This is a genomic window from Rheinheimera sp. EpRS3 (genome assembly GCF_001513785.1).
In the GTDB taxonomy this organism is placed as follows: Bacteria; Pseudomonadota; Gammaproteobacteria; order Enterobacterales; family Alteromonadaceae; genus Alishewanella.
Genome location: NZ_LNQS01000001.1, coordinates 83386 through 98438, shown reverse-complemented (window position 1 = coordinate 98438; position 15053 = coordinate 83386). Strand labels below are relative to the sequence as shown.

General features: G+C 51.2%; 16 protein-coding genes and 1 riboswitch. All 16 genes read right to left on the bottom strand.

Annotated elements, in window-relative coordinates; translation table 11 throughout:
• Position 1: 1 nt before the first annotated feature.
• Positions 2 to 1021, bottom strand: a complete 1020-nt coding sequence (locus AR688_RS00470; RefSeq protein WP_068227713.1) for a FliG C-terminal domain-containing protein — start codon at positions 1019 to 1021, stop codon at positions 2 to 4.
• Positions 1002 to 2729, bottom strand: a complete 1728-nt coding sequence (fliF, locus tag AR688_RS00465) for a flagellar basal-body MS-ring/collar protein FliF (RefSeq protein ID WP_068227711.1) — start codon at positions 2727 to 2729, stop codon at positions 1002 to 1004. Before fliF ends, AR688_RS00470 begins: the two co-directional genes overlap by 20 nt.
• Positions 2730 to 2739: 10 nt before the next feature.
• A complete protein-coding gene (locus AR688_RS00460) occupies positions 2740 to 3060 on the bottom strand; it encodes a flagellar hook-basal body complex protein FliE (RefSeq protein WP_068227708.1) in 321 nt (106 codons plus the stop codon).
• Between the two features lie 7 nt (positions 3061 to 3067).
• Positions 3068 to 4381 carry a sigma-54-dependent transcriptional regulator gene (locus AR688_RS00455; RefSeq protein WP_068227706.1) on the bottom strand — a complete coding sequence of 438 codons (1314 nt, stop codon included), beginning with the start codon at positions 4379 to 4381 and terminating at the stop codon, positions 3068 to 3070.
• A gap of 17 nt (positions 4382 to 4398) precedes the next feature.
• A complete protein-coding gene (locus AR688_RS00450; RefSeq protein ID WP_156420182.1) occupies positions 4399 to 5253 on the bottom strand; it encodes an OmpA family protein in 855 nt (284 codons plus the stop codon).
• Positions 5254 to 5400: 147 nt separating this feature from the next.
• Positions 5401 to 5490: riboswitch (cyclic di-GMP riboswitch) on the bottom strand.
• Positions 5491 to 5790: 300 nt separating this feature from the next.
• Positions 5791 to 7863, bottom strand: a complete 2073-nt coding sequence (gene flhA / locus AR688_RS00445; protein ID WP_068227703.1) for a flagellar biosynthesis protein FlhA — start codon at positions 7861 to 7863, stop codon at positions 5791 to 5793.
• Between the two features lie 3 nt (positions 7864 to 7866).
• On the bottom strand, positions 7867 to 9018 hold the full coding sequence (flhB, locus tag AR688_RS00440; protein ID WP_068227701.1) for a flagellar biosynthesis protein FlhB: 1152 nt from the start codon (positions 9016 to 9018) through the stop codon (positions 7867 to 7869).
• A 3-nt stretch (positions 9019 to 9021) separates the two neighbouring features.
• On the bottom strand, positions 9022 to 9801 hold the full coding sequence (gene fliR / locus AR688_RS00435; RefSeq protein WP_068227698.1) for a flagellar biosynthetic protein FliR: 780 nt from the start codon (positions 9799 to 9801) through the stop codon (positions 9022 to 9024).
• Complete coding sequence (locus AR688_RS00430; protein ID WP_068227696.1) at positions 9798 to 10067, bottom strand: flagellar biosynthetic protein FliQ; 270 nt, start codon at positions 10065 to 10067, stop codon at positions 9798 to 9800. The genes fliR and AR688_RS00430 overlap by 4 nt, the downstream gene beginning before the upstream one ends.
• A complete protein-coding gene (fliP, locus tag AR688_RS00425; RefSeq protein WP_068227694.1) occupies positions 10064 to 10813 on the bottom strand; it encodes a flagellar type III secretion system pore protein FliP in 750 nt (249 codons plus the stop codon). The genes AR688_RS00430 and fliP overlap by 4 nt, the downstream gene beginning before the upstream one ends.
• Positions 10806 to 11168 (bottom strand): FliM/FliN family flagellar motor switch protein, encoded by a 363-nt coding sequence (locus AR688_RS00420; RefSeq protein WP_068227692.1) that lies wholly within the window; start codon positions 11166 to 11168, stop codon positions 10806 to 10808. The genes fliP and AR688_RS00420 overlap by 8 nt, the downstream gene beginning before the upstream one ends.
• Positions 11165 to 12040 carry a FliM/FliN family flagellar motor switch protein gene (locus AR688_RS00415; RefSeq protein WP_068227689.1) on the bottom strand — a complete coding sequence of 292 codons (876 nt, stop codon included), beginning with the start codon at positions 12038 to 12040 and terminating at the stop codon, positions 11165 to 11167. Before AR688_RS00415 ends, AR688_RS00420 begins: the two co-directional genes overlap by 4 nt.
• Position 12041: 1 nt before the next feature.
• On the bottom strand, positions 12042 to 12461 hold the full coding sequence (locus AR688_RS00410; RefSeq protein ID WP_068227686.1) for a PilZ domain-containing protein: 420 nt from the start codon (positions 12459 to 12461) through the stop codon (positions 12042 to 12044).
• On the bottom strand, positions 12448 to 13455 hold the full coding sequence (locus AR688_RS00405; protein ID WP_197412068.1) for a flagellar motor protein MotB: 1008 nt from the start codon (positions 13453 to 13455) through the stop codon (positions 12448 to 12450). The genes AR688_RS00410 and AR688_RS00405 overlap by 14 nt, the downstream gene beginning before the upstream one ends.
• The gene (gene motA, locus AR688_RS00400) at positions 13455 to 14312 is read right to left on the bottom strand and encodes a flagellar motor stator protein MotA (protein ID WP_068227679.1); all 858 of its coding nucleotides are present in this window, start codon (positions 14310 to 14312) and stop codon (positions 13455 to 13457) included. Before motA ends, AR688_RS00405 begins: the two co-directional genes overlap by 1 nt.
• Before the next feature lie 19 nt (positions 14313 to 14331).
• Entirely contained in the window at positions 14332 to 15051 is a 720-nt protein-coding gene (locus tag AR688_RS00395) for a FliA/WhiG family RNA polymerase sigma factor (protein WP_068227676.1), read from the bottom strand.
• Positions 15052 to 15053: the final 2 nt, after the last annotated feature.

Sequence of the window (15053 nt, the reverse complement as noted above, 5' to 3'; positions counted from 1 at the left end):
ATTATCCCAGTGTTGCTTCTTCGTACAAACGGTAATCCACTTCGCCTTTGGCCATCATCTGGCGGATCATGCGCATTATTTCGGCCCGGGCGGCTTCAACTTTGGAAACAGTTTGTGCTTTGGTGCCTTCAATTTGCTGGCGGTAAACCTGCGCCAGCCGTTTTGGCAGGGCCGACATAATGCTGTCCAGCATCGCCGGTTCACAGCCTTTTAGCGCCACTACCCATAGCTCATCCGGTATTTCGTTCAGCAGATGAGCCAGCACATCTTCGCTTTGGCGCGCCAGTGAGCCAAAGTCATACATTTTATCCTGTACTGCTTCGGCCGTTTCGGCATTATGTTGTTTTAGCAGCTCCATTACCTCGGCTTTATTGCCGTTGTAGCGGTTCATAATTTCAGCCACTTTTTCCACGCCATTAACGCGGGCACCAACCTGTTCGCCAACAAATTCAATGCAGGCTTCCAGTGTATGGCGCAAGTCGTCCATTACGTGTTCGCTGACTTCACGCAGGCTGGCAATGCGAAACAGAATGTCGTCATGTTTTTGTTTGGGAAATAATGCGATGACGGCTGAGGCTTGCTCGGGCGGTAAAAAAGCCAGCAACAGTGCCTGCATTTGCGCATGCTCCTGCTCTAAAAAGCGTGCCAGCAGCTCAGGGGGTACCCACTCCAACCGGCGTAAATCGTCCGCCAGTGCGCCGCCGTAGATATCATCCAGCATGCCGCGCGCCAGTTTACGGCCTACGGCTTTGTCCAGCGCCCGCTCAAGGTACAACCTTGAGGCACCGCTAACACCGCTTTCACTGCGGTAGCAGTCAAAAAAGTCGTTTAAAATTAATGCCACATCGTCTTGCGTTACGTTGGTGATCTTTGCCATACGTTCTGACAAGGCTTTAACTTCATGCCGGCTGAGCTTTTTTATAATGCCGGCTGCATTTTCTTCACCCATGCTGAGCAGCAAAATGGCCGCCCGATCTAAATCGGTAATAGTGCGGCTATGTTCAGACCTTAGTTGATTCAATGCTGACTCCTCGCTCTACCCAATATTTAATCACTGCGGTTACTCTGTCAGATTCTTTACTGGCCAAGAGCTGCATATGGCTGATTTGCTCAGCAAATTCAGAACCAATCTTGGGCAGGTTCATAGCGTTAAAACCCGCTTGCGGCATATCAGCCTGAGCTGCATCTGCGCTGTTATCTGGGGCGTTTTTGGCATTAGGCTGCGCATTTAGTGCTGAAAGTGGTTGATCCGACAAGGCGGTATAGGCGCTGTCGGCTTCAGGCTCGCGCTGTTTTTTTCCACTGATCAGATGGTTAACCAAAGGCCGTACACCAAACAGGATCAGCGCCAGCGCAATTAAGCTGCCAAATACATAGCGGGCATATTCTTTCACCTCAGGCAGTTGCCACCACGGCAAACCGGCCTGCGGCGCACTTGACAGCTCGGCGGCGACAAAACCAAAACTGGTGATATTAAACTGATCGCCACGTTCAGCCTGAAAACCGGTCGCCGTTTTTACCATTTCGCCCAATTGCTGCAGCTGCGGCTGAGTCCAGCCAGCATCACCTGCGGCAGCTTCATTTACCAGCACTGACACACTCATCGACTTTAACCGGCCCACTTCAAAGCGGGTGTGGGTAACAGCGCGGCCATTGTCAAACTGACGGCTGCTTTCATTGCGCTCGGAGGTACGCTGGTTATTGTCATCAGCTTGTTGATCCGCCGGCAACGGAGGTTGGTTTGCCAACGCCCCCGGAATGCCCATTGCCAGTTGATCGAGGGTAGTATCGGTTTTTACTGATTCAGACCGCATTACCGAGGCAGGGTCCACTGCTTCGCGGGTTTCTTCTACCACACTGAAATCCACGTCAGATGAAATCTGAATGCGGAAATTGCCATCGCCCAGCACCGGCAACAGCATAATGGCGGCACGCTGCTCAATATTGCGCTCCAGTTTCTGGATAAAGGCCAGTTTTTTGTCGGTTTCTTTGCCAATCGGGGCGTCGTCGTACAACTCGCCAGTAAGTAATTTACCGCGCTGATCAACCACCGATACTTTGCGTGGGTCCAGCCCCGGCACACTGCCGGTGATCAGGCTGACGATTGCTTCAACCTGAGTCGGTTTAAGCTCATAGCCCGGTGCTAAATCTACCATCACAGAAGCGGCAGATTTCTCTTCCTGGCGGCCAACAAATAAATTACGTTTTGGCACGGCCAGATGCACCCGGCTGTTACGCACGCCGTCCATAGTGATGATAGTGCGCGCCAGTTCACCCTCCAGCGCATGCTGGTATTGCATGGACTCCATAAACTGGCTGGTGCCCATGGTTACTTTTTCACCAATGGTGGACAGCCCTTCGGGCATGGCGGCTTTAATACCACGTGCAGCCAATGTAATACGGGCATCGGCCAGGCGGTCTTGCGCCACCATAATATTGCCGGTATCGGTATCAATACGAAAGGCGACTTTTTCTTTATCCAGAATTTCCAGAATACTGGCTTTGTCGTAATGCTCCTGATTGCCATACAAGGGCACGTAGTTTTTTGCTGAAGTCCACAAAATCAGCACTATCGTTGCCGCCACCAGCGTAGCCAGCAGCGCGATTGACGCTATGCTACGATCACCACCCGGCAGCCGGTTAAACCGGCTGGACAAATTAATGACTTTCTCGCGAAAGTTACCCTCGATATGTGCCGGGGGCATTTGTTTTACCACTTCGCCTTTCATTACATTGTCCTTACAGTGACATCCGCATTACATCATCAATGCCGCTCAGAACTTTATTACGCGCCTGCAGCAACATAGAGAAACTTAAACTGGCTTTCTGGCTGGCAACCATAGCACCTACCACATCGTCAGACTGGCCGGTGTCTACTGCCGTCATCATGTCGGCAGCGATATTCTGCTGCTGATTGATTGACCGGATCACCTGGGAAAAGTCGCTGCCGATGCCGCTGTCATTGTTAGCCGGTGCAACGCGCTCATTGCTGGCAACCTGTTGCAGTGCAGTCATCATATCCAGCATCTGGCTTTGGCTGTTTATTGGTGAAATCATCATAAATTCCTTAAGAAGCTAATGCGTCTATGTCGACACCATGCTCACGCATGGCGGCTAATTTGTAGCGCAGGGCACGGGTACTCACCCCCAGTGCCTGTGCGGTGCGGGTGCGATGGCCATTACATTTGTTCAGTACATCGAGAATATAATCAAACTCGGCATTTTTCTTACTTTGCTTAAGCAGGCTGGCACAAATAGCGGCGGCCTGCGGGTGGCATTGCGGTAAATTCAGATCGGCAACCTGTAGTTCAATGCCGCGCGCCATAACCAGGGCCCGCTGCATTACATTTTCCAGCTCACGCACATTGCCCGGCCAGTTGTATTGCAGCATCACGTCGGCTGCGCCGCGGCTTAAACGGTATTTGCCGTTGCCGTACTTGTTAATAAAGAACTCTGCCAGTGGCAAAATATCATCACGCCGCTCGCGCAGCGCTGGCCAGCTTAGTGGTAAAACATCCAGCCGGTAGAATAAGTCTTCGCGAAATAGCCCTTGCTCTACCTGAGTGCGCAGGTTTTTATTACTGGCGGCAATAACACGGATATCCAGCTTAATACGGTTGTTACTGCCAAGCCGTTCCAGTTCACGCTCTTGCAGCACCCGCAATAATTTGGCCTGCAAAGCCAGTGGCAACTCAGAAATTTCATCCAGCAAAATACTGCCGCCGTTGGCCGCTTCAAATTTACCAATTTGCTGGCTGACAGCGCCGGTAAAAGCGCCTTTGTTGTAGCCAAACAACATGGCTTCAAGCATATGTTCCGGTATAGCCGCGCAATTAACGGCAATAAAAGGTTTATCTGCACGATCTGAAGCCTGATGAATAAACTGCGCCAACCGTTCTTTACCGGTACCCGATTCGCCCAGTATCAATACACTGGCCTCAGTTTGCGCGGCCCGGTTAGCCAGTTGCAGGATCTGACGGCTGGCATGCGACACTGCCACTAAATCTTTCAGCCCCTTGCTCATGGCTGTAGCGTTACGGATTGAGGTTTTTAACTGCGAGGCAAAAAAAGGTTTAAGTAAATAATCGATAGCGCCGCTTTGTAAGGTATCGGACGCCAATTCGCTTTGATCATTATTGACCATACTGATAATTTGCGCGGCAGGTAGCTTGCGGTATACCAGCGTGACCACATCCGGTAACGTCATTTGCGGCATACCACTGTCAATAAATACCAGCGCCGGCTGGTAGTCATGACACAGGCTGATAATCTCTGTCACGCTATGGGTGTGTAATAAGCGGTAACCTTCAGCGCTGATACATTGCTGCGCCTCGGCACTAGGTTTTTGTTGGTCGATCCATAACACGTAGGGTGAATTCATGGTTAGTCAGATCCTGCTCAGGAAGTGGTTCGGATTAACCGGATAGACACCCGGCGATTAGATTGCTCAGCCTTGCCCTGGCTTTGCAATAACGGATAACGGTTACCATGGGCACGTACTTCCAGCATGCTGGCTTTTACCCCCAGCTCAATCAGTTGCGCTGCCACTTCATCGGCTCTTTCTTTTGATAGCTGCCGGTTAGCCAATACCGTGCCAACGTCGTCGGTATGGCCGTCAATAAGAATTTTGTGCACTGCAGGGTCAAGTTGGAGATAGCGTGCCAGCTTTTGCAATACCGGCAATTGCGTGCGGTCAACCAGGCGCTGGCCTGAGGCGAAAACAATGTCGGTATCACGCGCCTGCTGCCATGACAGTGGCGACATTTTCGCCACACAGCCGCGAAACTGCTCTACTGCCTCGTGGCCACGCACGCTGGTAAGTAACAGCTGTTGCTGCAGCCGGCCATTTCTAAGATCAAACTGCAACCAGGCCCCCGCCTGCACTTGCTGAAACAACGGCAACGCCGCCTGCAAGAAACTTATCTGGCTATCATGATATAACTCGGCAATATAGGGTGAGCTTTGTGGTTGGATAACATCAGGCTGCCAATCAGCACTGCGCGCAGCAACGGTGGCTTGCTCTAAAGCGGGATAAGGCTGCGCCAGTTCAAGATCCAGCTGCAACGGCTGGCCGGGTTGCTGGGAAAAACTCACCTGGCCCAACCCGCTAACCCGCTGTTGCAAACGGCAATGAAAGGCGCTGCTGTCAAGCTGCCACTGCGCCTGCTCGGCTGGCTGGATCAGCACTGAGCCTGCAATGGCAGTGCCAATTGCAGAGGTGCTAAACCACAAGCTAAGAGAAAACAAAGACACATTGATACCCTTTTATTTAACCGCAACCGGCATCGCAACGCGATACGCCACTGGCTAAGAAAATAAAAGGAAAACTGCATAGAAAGCGCTCAGCACTGACACGGGCAGCCGTGCAGGCAGAGACACATCACGAGGATGTCGCCAAGCTAATGCAACCCCGCTATCGTAACGTTTTTAAACGCCGTAGACCGGTGGCTTTGCGTCCTGCCCTTTCGGTGCAGTTTGCCTTTTAATTATCTTAACCGGCTCACAAACCTTAAAGTGATTTATGAACCTAAACTGAATAACTTTAAAGATATCTAAATTACTATTATCTGGCAAGTCAAACTTTAAAAAGATCTTTCATGATCTTAAAGATCATATAGTTAAAACTACATATTGTTACATATTCGGTCACATTTCAGCGCTAACTGCTCAGACCAGAGCCAGTTTAAAACTGACTAACTATTTACCAAGCCTGCACAACTATCTAAATACACCATTTAGCATAACGTAGTGCTGTGACAGCGCGATGACAGGCCAGCAAAACACCTCACATTAGCCCAAAGCGCCGATTACATTTACCCGTAATGTTTCCGGGATTTCGTTATAAGACAGCACTGCCAGCGAATTTTGCGTAAAAGTGCGGGCATAGCGCGCCAGCAACGGCCGTAATTGCGGCACCACCACTAATGCCGGGGTATAGCCTTGTTGTTGCATCTGGCTGCAGATCAACGGCATATTGCGCTGAAACTGGCTTAGCAGATTAGGCGCTACCGGAAAGCTGTCTAACGCAACTTTGCCTGCCTGCATTGCCTGATTCAGCGCACTTTGTAAGGTTTGCTCCAGCTTTTCATCCAGTGTAAAGGCGGCCAGCTCGTCTTTATCGCCACTGATTTGCCTTACCAGTGCCCGCTGCAGTGCACAACGTACATCAGAGGTAAGTAAAATAGGATCTTTGGTCACTTCGCTGCTGTCGAGCAAGGTGCTGGCAATGGTCAGAATATCACCCAGGCTTACCTGCTCACGTAGCATCAGCCGGTATACTTTTAGTTGCACTGTTGCGCTGAGCGCTTTATCCAGCGCTTCGGCCAGTACCGGCGCGACGGCAGCTAGCCGCTTATTTAGCTGCTTTACATCTTCATAGACAAACAGCTCAGATAAATTTTCTTTAATGATTTTGCCGGCATGGGTGGCAATAATGGTCGCCAGATCAACCACCGAATACCCCAGGTTCAGCGCTTTGGCACGGGTATTATTGTCAACCCATACTGCTTCGAGGCCATAAGCCGGGTCACGGGTAATTTCACCGTCAAGCTGGCCATAAATTTCGCCGGTGTTAAGCGCCAGCAATTGCTGCGGGTTTAACCGCCCGCTGGCTAAAGGCACCCCGGCCAGTTTAATGCGGTATTCCTGCGGGTTAAGCTGCAAATTATCGCGTACCCGCACTTCAGGTAATAAAAAGCCGCTTTGCTCTGACAGAGTTTTACGAATACCGCGTAAGGTTTGCACCAGCTCTTCGCCTTTATCTTTGTCGGCCAGATACACCAGCCGAAACCCCAGCTCTATTGATAAACGGTCAATATGTGGAATATCGTCCCACGCCAATGCTTTTGGGGTTTGCGCTATGCTTTCGGTTAACAGTTCCGCCTGGACCAACTCGCCTTTGTCTACCTGCTGTTGTAAGCGCCAGGCAACGTATACCAGTGGCAGGCCGAAACTGATAAAAGCCAGAGCCGGCATACCCGGCACCAGCCCCAGGATCAGCATAATACCGCCGGTAGTCAGCAACACTCTGGGTGATGCCAGCAGCTGTTTGCCGACCTCATCAGACATCTCACCCTCGTCGTTCATCCGGGTAACGATAATCGCTGCCGCTACGGCCAGCAGTAAAGACGGAATTTGGGCGACCAGGCCATCACCTATGGTAAGCAGGGCAAAACGTTGAAAGGCTTCGCCCATGCCCAGGCCGTGCTGGAATACCCCGATGCTGATACCACCAAGCAGGTTAATCACCAGAATAATTAAACCGGCAATAGCATCGCCACGAACAAACTTAGACGCACCGTCCATAGAACCGTAGAAGTCTGCTTCGCGGGCCACTTCATTACGCCGCTCTTTGGCTTGTTCCGGGCCAATCAGGCCGGCATTCATATCCGCATCTATGGCCATTTGCTTGCCGGGCAAAGCGTCCAGCGTAAAGCGGGCAGCCACTTCGGAAATACGCTCGCCGCCTTTGGTGATAACCACAAAGTTAATCACCATCAGAATGATAAACACCACCATACCGACAACATAGTTGCCGCCAATCACCACTTCACCAAAAGCCTGGATCACCCGGCCTGCAACATCTGAGCCTTCATGGCCGTGCAACAACACCACCCGGGTAGAGGCGATATTCAGCGTTAACCGCATTAAGGTAGCCACCAGTAACACCGTGGGGAATACCGAAAAATCCAGTGGCTTTTTGCTTGATACAGCCACTAACAGCACGATCACCGACAGCACTATGTTGAAAGTAAACAACGCGTCCAGCATCCAGGCCGGTAGCGGCAATACCACCATCGCCAGAATGGCCAGCAGTAATACGGGAATAGCGGTATAAGGTTGGGTAAGAGTACGCCAGTTCACTGTTTAACTACCTCGGACATTAGCTTTGTCTAACAACGATTTTGGAATATCCAGCGCCGGCAATGGTGCCGGTTGCTGGCCACGGCCCTGCTTGTAGGCTTTTAATTGCATAACATAAGTCAGTACATAGGCGACTGCCGTATACAAACCTTTGGGTACTTCCTGGTCAACACGGGTGGAGTAATAGATGGCCCGTGCCAGTACCGGCACTTCTAACACTTCTATCTGATGGCGTTGGCCTACAGCCCTGATTCGCAGTGCCATTTCATCTATGCCCTTAGCCACTATATAGGGCGCTTTGGCATCTTTTTCGCTGTAGCGGATCGCCACAGCATAGTGTGTTGGGTTCATCACGATAACATCGGCTTTAGGCACCCGCTCTTCAATGCGCCGGTTGGCCATCTGAAACTGGATCTGGCGGATACGGCCTTTTATCTCCGGGCTGCCATCAGAGGATTTACGCTCTTCTTTGACTTCCTGCTTAGTCATCTTGATCTTGGAGGAAATGGTGTACTGCTGATAGGGTACATCTATCGCCGCAACCAGCAGCAGCAATGTGACTGTAATCATCAGGCTCAGTGATAACAGGCCAAATCCTTCCTGTAAGGCTGTTGCCAGATCCAACCGCTGTAAAAACAACAGGCGGGTCCATAATTGACTGAGAAAGCCATACAGACAACCACCCAACAACAGCACTTTAATGATTGATTTGGCCAGCTCTACTAACGCGTTCATGCTGAACATCCGCGCTAAGCCGGTTAGCGGATTTAACTTATTAAACTTAGGCCCGAGCAAGCTGCCGGAAAAGATAAAGCCACCGGGCATGGCACCAATAATCCACATCGCCAGAAACAACAACAATAAGAACGGCATTATGGCGCCAAGCATATCTAAAAACGCCTGGCCTATTGCCAGCGGCATCAGCTTATTATTCGCCAGCATTTCTTTGTTTAACTGCATGCTGCTGTGCATCAGCTGCATAAACAACGTAAACAGCAACTGGGCAAACCACAGCAAGCCCGCCACGCCCAGCATCAGCAACACAGCTGTGTTCAGCTCTTTTGAGCGCGCAACCTGGCCGTCTTTACGGGTTTTTTTTAGCCGTTTCTCGGTGGGCTGTTCGGTTTTTTCCTGCGCGCTGTTTTGTTCACTCATGGCTTACTCCATCAGTAAACGCATATTGTCCAGCACATGGCTGGTTAGTGCAGCAAACTGCACGCCGGTTTGGCTTAAGGTTAGAAATACACAAACAAACCCTAGCAGCAGCGTCATCGGAAAGCCCAGCACAAATAAGTTTAACGATGGCGCAGAGCGCGTAGCCACACCAAAGGTAAGGTTAACCAGCAGCATGGCAATAATAGCGGGCAAAGCCACCAGCAAAGCGGCACCAAACATCCAGCCGAACAACTGCAACAGCACGGTAAGGTTTAACTGGTACAAACCACTACCCACCGGCCACAGCGTAAAGCTGTCTATCAGCACTGCCAGTGTCAGTAAATGGCCATTTAAAGAGAAGAATAGCAGCGCCGACATTATCCAGAACAAATGCCCCAGCAACGAGGTAGAGTCACCGCTGCCTGGGTCCATCATCATCGCCATCGATAAGCCCATTTGCATCGACAACATTAGCCCTGTCATTGCCAGCACTTCAAACAAAATGCGTACTGCCAGGCCCATCATAATGCCAAAGCCTATTTGCTCGAAGGTGATAACCGCTGCATCCAGTGAGAAGGGATCAACCTGCGGCATGGCCGGTAACGTGGGGCCAACCAGAAAGCTTAAAAACACCGCCAGCAAAATACGCGCCCGCGGCGTAACAGCCGGGTTATCAAATACCGGCATCGCCCACAATAACGCTGACAAGCGGACAAAAGGCCACCAGACGGTGCCAATCCAGCTCATCAGTTCGCCACTTGTCAGCGAAATTAACGAATTCACCCGAATACTCCGGGGATAATCTGTGCCAGATTAGTAAACCACGCCAGCAGGGTTTTAATTAGCCAGTGGCCGGCAAACACCACCATTAACAGCGTCAGCAACATACGCGGTAAAAACGTCAGTGTTTGCTCCTGAATAGACGTTGCCGCCTGAAACACCGCCACAACAATACCCAGAATTAGCCCAGGTACAATCAGCACCAGCAACATCTTGATGATGGTATATACCGCCTGAGCGATAAGCTCGGTGGCCTGTTCCGGGCTCATGGTGATGCTCCAAAGGTCGCAGCTAAAGTCCCGGCAACCATAGACCAGCCATCGGCCAGTACAAAAATCATTAACTTAAACGGCAGGCTGATAATAAGCGGTGACAACATCATCATACCCATCGACATCAGCACACTGGCCACCACCAGATCGATAATCAGAAACGGAATAAACAGCATAAAACCAATCTGAAATGCTGTGGTCAGCTCGCTTAACACAAAGGCCGGCATCAACACTTCCAGCGGTACGTCAGCGGCAGCCATGGTGGTGGGCTCTTTGGCAATCAGCAATACCTGATGCAATTCGTTCTCGCGCGTTTGCGCCAGCATAAACTGTCGTAGTGGTTGCTCTGCACGGGCCAGCGCCTGCTCCAACGTCATTTCTTCTGCCTGATAAGGCTTAAACGCGTTTTGATATACGTCCTGCCACACCGGGCGCATAATCAGCAGTGTCAGCATCAGTGAGATACCAATCAGCACACGGTTCGGTGGGCTTTGTTGTAACCCCAGCGCCTGGCGCAAAATGGCAAGTACAATAACAATGCGGGTGAACGAGGTCAGCACCATCAGCATGCCGGGGATCAGGCTTAATGCGGTCATCAACAGCATAATCTGCAGTTTTACGCTGTAATCCTGGCCGCCGTCGGTGTCGCGCACCGATAACAGTGTTAAATCATTTGCCATTGCTGTACCGCTAAGCAACATAGCCGCCAGCAGTATCAACAGGGTTAGCAACAGCTTACTCATGATGCTCAGGTGCCGCCTTACGGTTGACAAACTTAAGGCCATATTTGCCATCGATCATCACCACTTCCGCTTTGGCAAACAGCACACCGTTTACTTTTACATCCAGCGCTTCGCCTACGGCTTTATCCAGCGGCAGCACGTCGCCGACACTGGCCCGGCTCAGTTCACCTAACGTAACCTCAGCGCTGGCCACTTCTAACGTGACGGTCAGCGGCACATCACGAAACATCGACAAGCCATCCCCCGGGGCCGTGCTGCCATCGCTGCCTTGCTCGAAGATATCGTCCATCTCCATCATATCCAGCCCGGCTAAAGCCGCATCCAGACCTTTGCTGTTATTCAGGTTTTCGCTCATGCTTGTTTCTCTTTGTTAACGATATCAGTAATCTGGAATACCAGGCTGTTGGCTTCTTCTGCCACTTTGCCCAGAAATAACGCAGTCTGGTTAAGCTGTAATGTCATAGCACTGCCGAATTCTATTGGCAGTACAGCACCATCCAGGCAAGCCTGTAGCTGGCGCAAACTCACTTTTTTGCGCATCATCTCAACCCGGCACTGCACCGGCACCTGCGGCCAGGGTGATATATCTACTGCACTGGCGCTGATAGCACTGTGATATTGCGGTGCGATAAAGAACTCCAGCGGCAACCATAGAAACCAGCTAATCACATCGCTGCCGAGCAACAAGCGCACCTTTAGCGGCAGGTACTGAAACCGGGTAGGTTCCATTTGTTGTTTTATGGCACTGGCCGGTAAAGCCGACTGTTCTTTAAACAACAGTTGTTGCATGGCCTGTAACTGACGCTGGGCGATACGGCTGCAAATGCGCAGCTCTGAAGCACTTAGCTCAGTTTTTTCATCGCCTGGCAGCACTTTACTAAGCTGGCCACCCAGCGATAAATCAGCCAGATGGTGTACGCTGGTGTAGTCCAGCGCCAGATAACAGTTAGTATCAGTTGGCACCAACACCGGACACTGCAATAACAGCCGCCCCGGCTCTGCCAGCCAGCTGTCAAGCGCACTGCCCTGGCATAACGTCAGTTCAATATTAAATTCGACATCGGTCAGCAATTTGCTCAGTTCTATCTCTACTGCCTGCGCTAAATCAGGTAAGCGCTGTTTCGCCTGTTTACTGGCAGCGCTGAAACGGCGTTGGTCCAGTGTCAATGCAAAAGGCTGGCAGTGGGCGGCCTGATCAGCCGGGATCAGCAAAGTGGGAGTTTTCATCTTATTCATCTGCAGTTACGTTATCCGTCGCACCGGTATCGCGTGATGCCCGGTAGGCTTTTTTACTTAAGCGGCGCAGTAAATTCAGCCGCTGTTCGCGCTTGGCGTCCAGCCAGCTGATACCAAGAAACTCCAGCTTGTCGCTGACCTGACGGCGGTATACCACCTCAGCTTTAATCTTAAATTGGTTGTCATATTCAACCATGACGATATCCGGTACCGTTTTTGCCAGCGGCACCAGCAAACCGGCACCGCCAAGGCTCATGTCTTTTACCACTGCCTGACATATCTGGCTGCCAAATAAGCCGCTCTGCCACAGTTTTACCGCTATACCTTTGGATTGAATAGCCACAGGCTGACTTTGGGCGCTAAAGTACCAGCGTAAATACTTGCGCGAAGCATCAGGTTTAGTTGCTACCATCGGTTATCCTTATTCCTGAACGGCCAACGGGTTGGTTGCGCTGTGCTTCTTCTGCTGCCTGCTGTACGGCGTTGTTCTGGTTATCGGGGGAAAACAACTGGTTGAGTTCAGCTTCAGCGGCACTGGTTAAAATCAGCAATTCAATGCGCCGGTTGGCGCTGTCGCCACGGTCTTGCTCGTTTAGCGGCCGGGTAGCCGAAAACGCAGCTACCTGCGCTACCCGCTCAACCGGCATGCCACCGGCGGCCAACACCTGGCGGGCCTGCAAAGCACGATCGCCCGACAATTCCCAGTTGCTGTACTGGCTGCCACTAAACGCTGTGCTGTCGGTATGGCCAGAAATAATCAGTTTGTTTTGTACTTTTTTAAACACCGGGCCCAGACTCAGCAGCAAGTCTTCAAAAAACGGCGTCATGCGCATTTGCCCACGGATAAACATTTGCTGCTTTTTATTGTCGCGAATAATAACCCGCAAGCCTGACGGTACTATGTCCAGCTGGATATGCTCCTGCGCCATCAGCTCGGCCGCTACCTGTTCAAAGGCTTGCAGCAACAAGCTCAGTTCAGCCGGGCTGTCGAACTGGCCATCAATCAGTGAATTTAACTTATCGCCCTTGCCTGCAAGTGGCCTGTCGTCGCCTGAGGGCACCTGCAAATATTCCGACATGCCCGGCAGCGGGTTATCCGGCGGCAAGGTGTTGGCAGAATTCTGATCTACCACCGAGGGTGTGCCGCCTAAATCGACCGGAAACGGGCTGTTACCCGGTTCAAACGGCGCCGGGCTGCCCTCGAAAATGGAATGGGTGCGCATATAGTTGGCAATCTCGGCGCGCTCTTTCATATTGGAGACTTCTAGAATCCACAACACCATAAAGAACGCCATCATTGCCAGCGTAAAATCGGCAAAGGCGACTTTCCAGGCACCGCCGGATTTGGCTTTGGCGGCGCTGCGCTGACTGCGCTTAATAATAACCGGCGAGCTGGAGCTGTTCATCAGGCGGCCTTATCGTTAATCCACTGTTCCATCGTGGTAAACGACGGCTTCTGCTCTTCGTTAATCATCCGACGGCCAGAGTCGGTTGCTACTATTGCCACATGGCCTTTAGCATGAGCCACCAAGATAGCGCGTACACATTCAAGCAGGGCAACCTGCTTTTTCACATACTGTTCCATCGCTGAGCTCAACGGCGCCATCAGACAATAGCAGCCAAAAATACCGATAAAGGTGCCCACCAGTGCAGCCGCAACGTGATAACCAATATTGCTTAGCGGGCCATCCAGATGCTGCATGGTAATGATAATGCCGCCCACCGCAGCCAAAATGCCAAAACCCGGCATAGCTTCAGCAATAGTGGCCATGGCGGATGAAGGCTTTAATTTTTGCTGTTCAATGGTATAAATTTCCTGCTCCAGCAGGCTGTCAAAGTCATGCGCGTTTAGTTTGCCCATGCTCATCAGCCGTAAATTATCGCAAACAAACACCACCAGCGCCTCATGCTCCAGCACTAAAGGGTAAGCGAGAAAAACCGAACTGGTATGCGGGTTTTCGACATGTTCGTCCAACTCTCTTAAGCCTTTACTTTTGGCCAGATCCAGCAATGAATACATTAATAACAACAGCTCGCGGTACAGTGCGCTGCTGTCTTTATGCTTTACAAACTGCGACTTAAGCTGAGACCACATTTCTTTTAGTACATAACCGGAATTACCTACTACCAAAGCACCAAAACCGGCACCAAAAATAATAAGAAATTCAGCAGGTTGCCACAGTGTTGCTACATTGCCACCGGCAAACATATAACCACCGACAACGGCGCCCAGTACGATAATAAAACCTACAATTTTTTGCATTGTTCTGCTTCCTGTGCCTTTACCATTGCGCCAGCTTTTTGCTGAGCATTTCCACCGATTGCTTGTGCAACTGGCAAACCCTGGACTCGGTTAACTCCAGTACCAGCGCAATCTCTTTCATATTCAACTCATGGGTGTAATACAGCTGTAGCAACAATTTATTGCGTTCAGGCAATGACGCCATAGCCTTTGTCAGTGACAGCTTAAGCTCGAACTGGCTTAAACTGCTGCTGCCAAGCTGAGCCTCGGCTTGTTGCTCCAGTAATAAATCCAGGCTTTCCATCGCCTCTGCCTGGCCAACATATTGCAGCTCAAGCAAAGTCTTTTGATCAATATCCAGCGCCTGACACAGCTCGTCGTCGGTGGGAACACGCCCCAGTTGCCGGGTAAGGTCACGGCTTTTATCCCGTAATTGATGCGACTGCTGGCGTAACTGACGCGGCCGCCAGTCGGTGCGGCGAAACTCATCCAACATGGCGCCCCGCACACGCTTAAAGGCATAAGACTCAAACTGTTCATCAACATCACGGCCGTAGCGGCGCAATGCACTTAGCAGGCCCATCAGGCCAATTTGTTGTAAGTCATCTTTGTCTACCATACTGCCAACCAGGCTGCGTAAATGCGCCGCCGCCCGTTTTACCAGATAGCCGTAACGGTTCAGCAAGGCACTTTCCTGCGCCGGGCTGAATTTAAAACTGCTCGGTTGTTCCGGATCAGACCATTGGGTTGTTGCCAGCATAA

What these genes read in the sequence shown, in the direction of transcription:
- fliF (WP_068227711.1), bottom strand. Translation starts at nt 2,729, where the DNA reads ATGAAAGGCGAAGTGGTAAAACAAATGCCCCCGGCACATATCGAGGGT.
- AR688_RS00460 (WP_068227708.1), bottom strand. Translation starts at nt 3,060, where the DNA reads ATGATGATTTCACCAATAAACAGCCAAAGCCAGATGCTGGATATGATG.
- AR688_RS00455 (WP_068227706.1), bottom strand. Translation starts at nt 4,381, where the DNA reads ATGAATTCACCCTACGTGTTATGGATCGACCAACAAAAACCTAGTGCC.
- flhB (WP_068227701.1), bottom strand. Translation starts at nt 9,018, where the DNA reads ATGAGTGAACAAAACAGCGCGCAGGAAAAAACCGAACAGCCCACCGAG.
- AR688_RS00430 (WP_068227696.1), bottom strand. Translation starts at nt 10,067, where the DNA reads ATGAGCCCGGAACAGGCCACCGAGCTTATCGCTCAGGCGGTATATACC.
- fliP (WP_068227694.1), bottom strand. Translation starts at nt 10,813, where the DNA reads ATGAGTAAGCTGTTGCTAACCCTGTTGATACTGCTGGCGGCTATGTTG.
- AR688_RS00420 (WP_068227692.1), bottom strand. Translation starts at nt 11,168, where the DNA reads ATGAGCGAAAACCTGAATAACAGCAAAGGTCTGGATGCGGCTTTAGCC.
- AR688_RS00415 (WP_068227689.1), bottom strand. Translation starts at nt 12,040, where the DNA reads ATGAAAACTCCCACTTTGCTGATCCCGGCTGATCAGGCCGCCCACTGC.
- AR688_RS00410 (WP_068227686.1), bottom strand. Translation starts at nt 12,461, where the DNA reads ATGGTAGCAACTAAACCTGATGCTTCGCGCAAGTATTTACGCTGGTAC.
- AR688_RS00405 (WP_197412068.1), bottom strand. Translation starts at nt 13,455, where the DNA reads ATGAACAGCTCCAGCTCGCCGGTTATTATTAAGCGCAGTCAGCGCAGC.
- motA (WP_068227679.1), bottom strand. Translation starts at nt 14,312, where the DNA reads ATGCAAAAAATTGTAGGTTTTATTATCGTACTGGGCGCCGTTGTCGGT.
- AR688_RS00395 (WP_068227676.1), bottom strand. Translation starts at nt 15,051, where the DNA reads ATGCTGGCAACAACCCAATGGTCTGATCCGGAACAACCGAGCAGTTTT.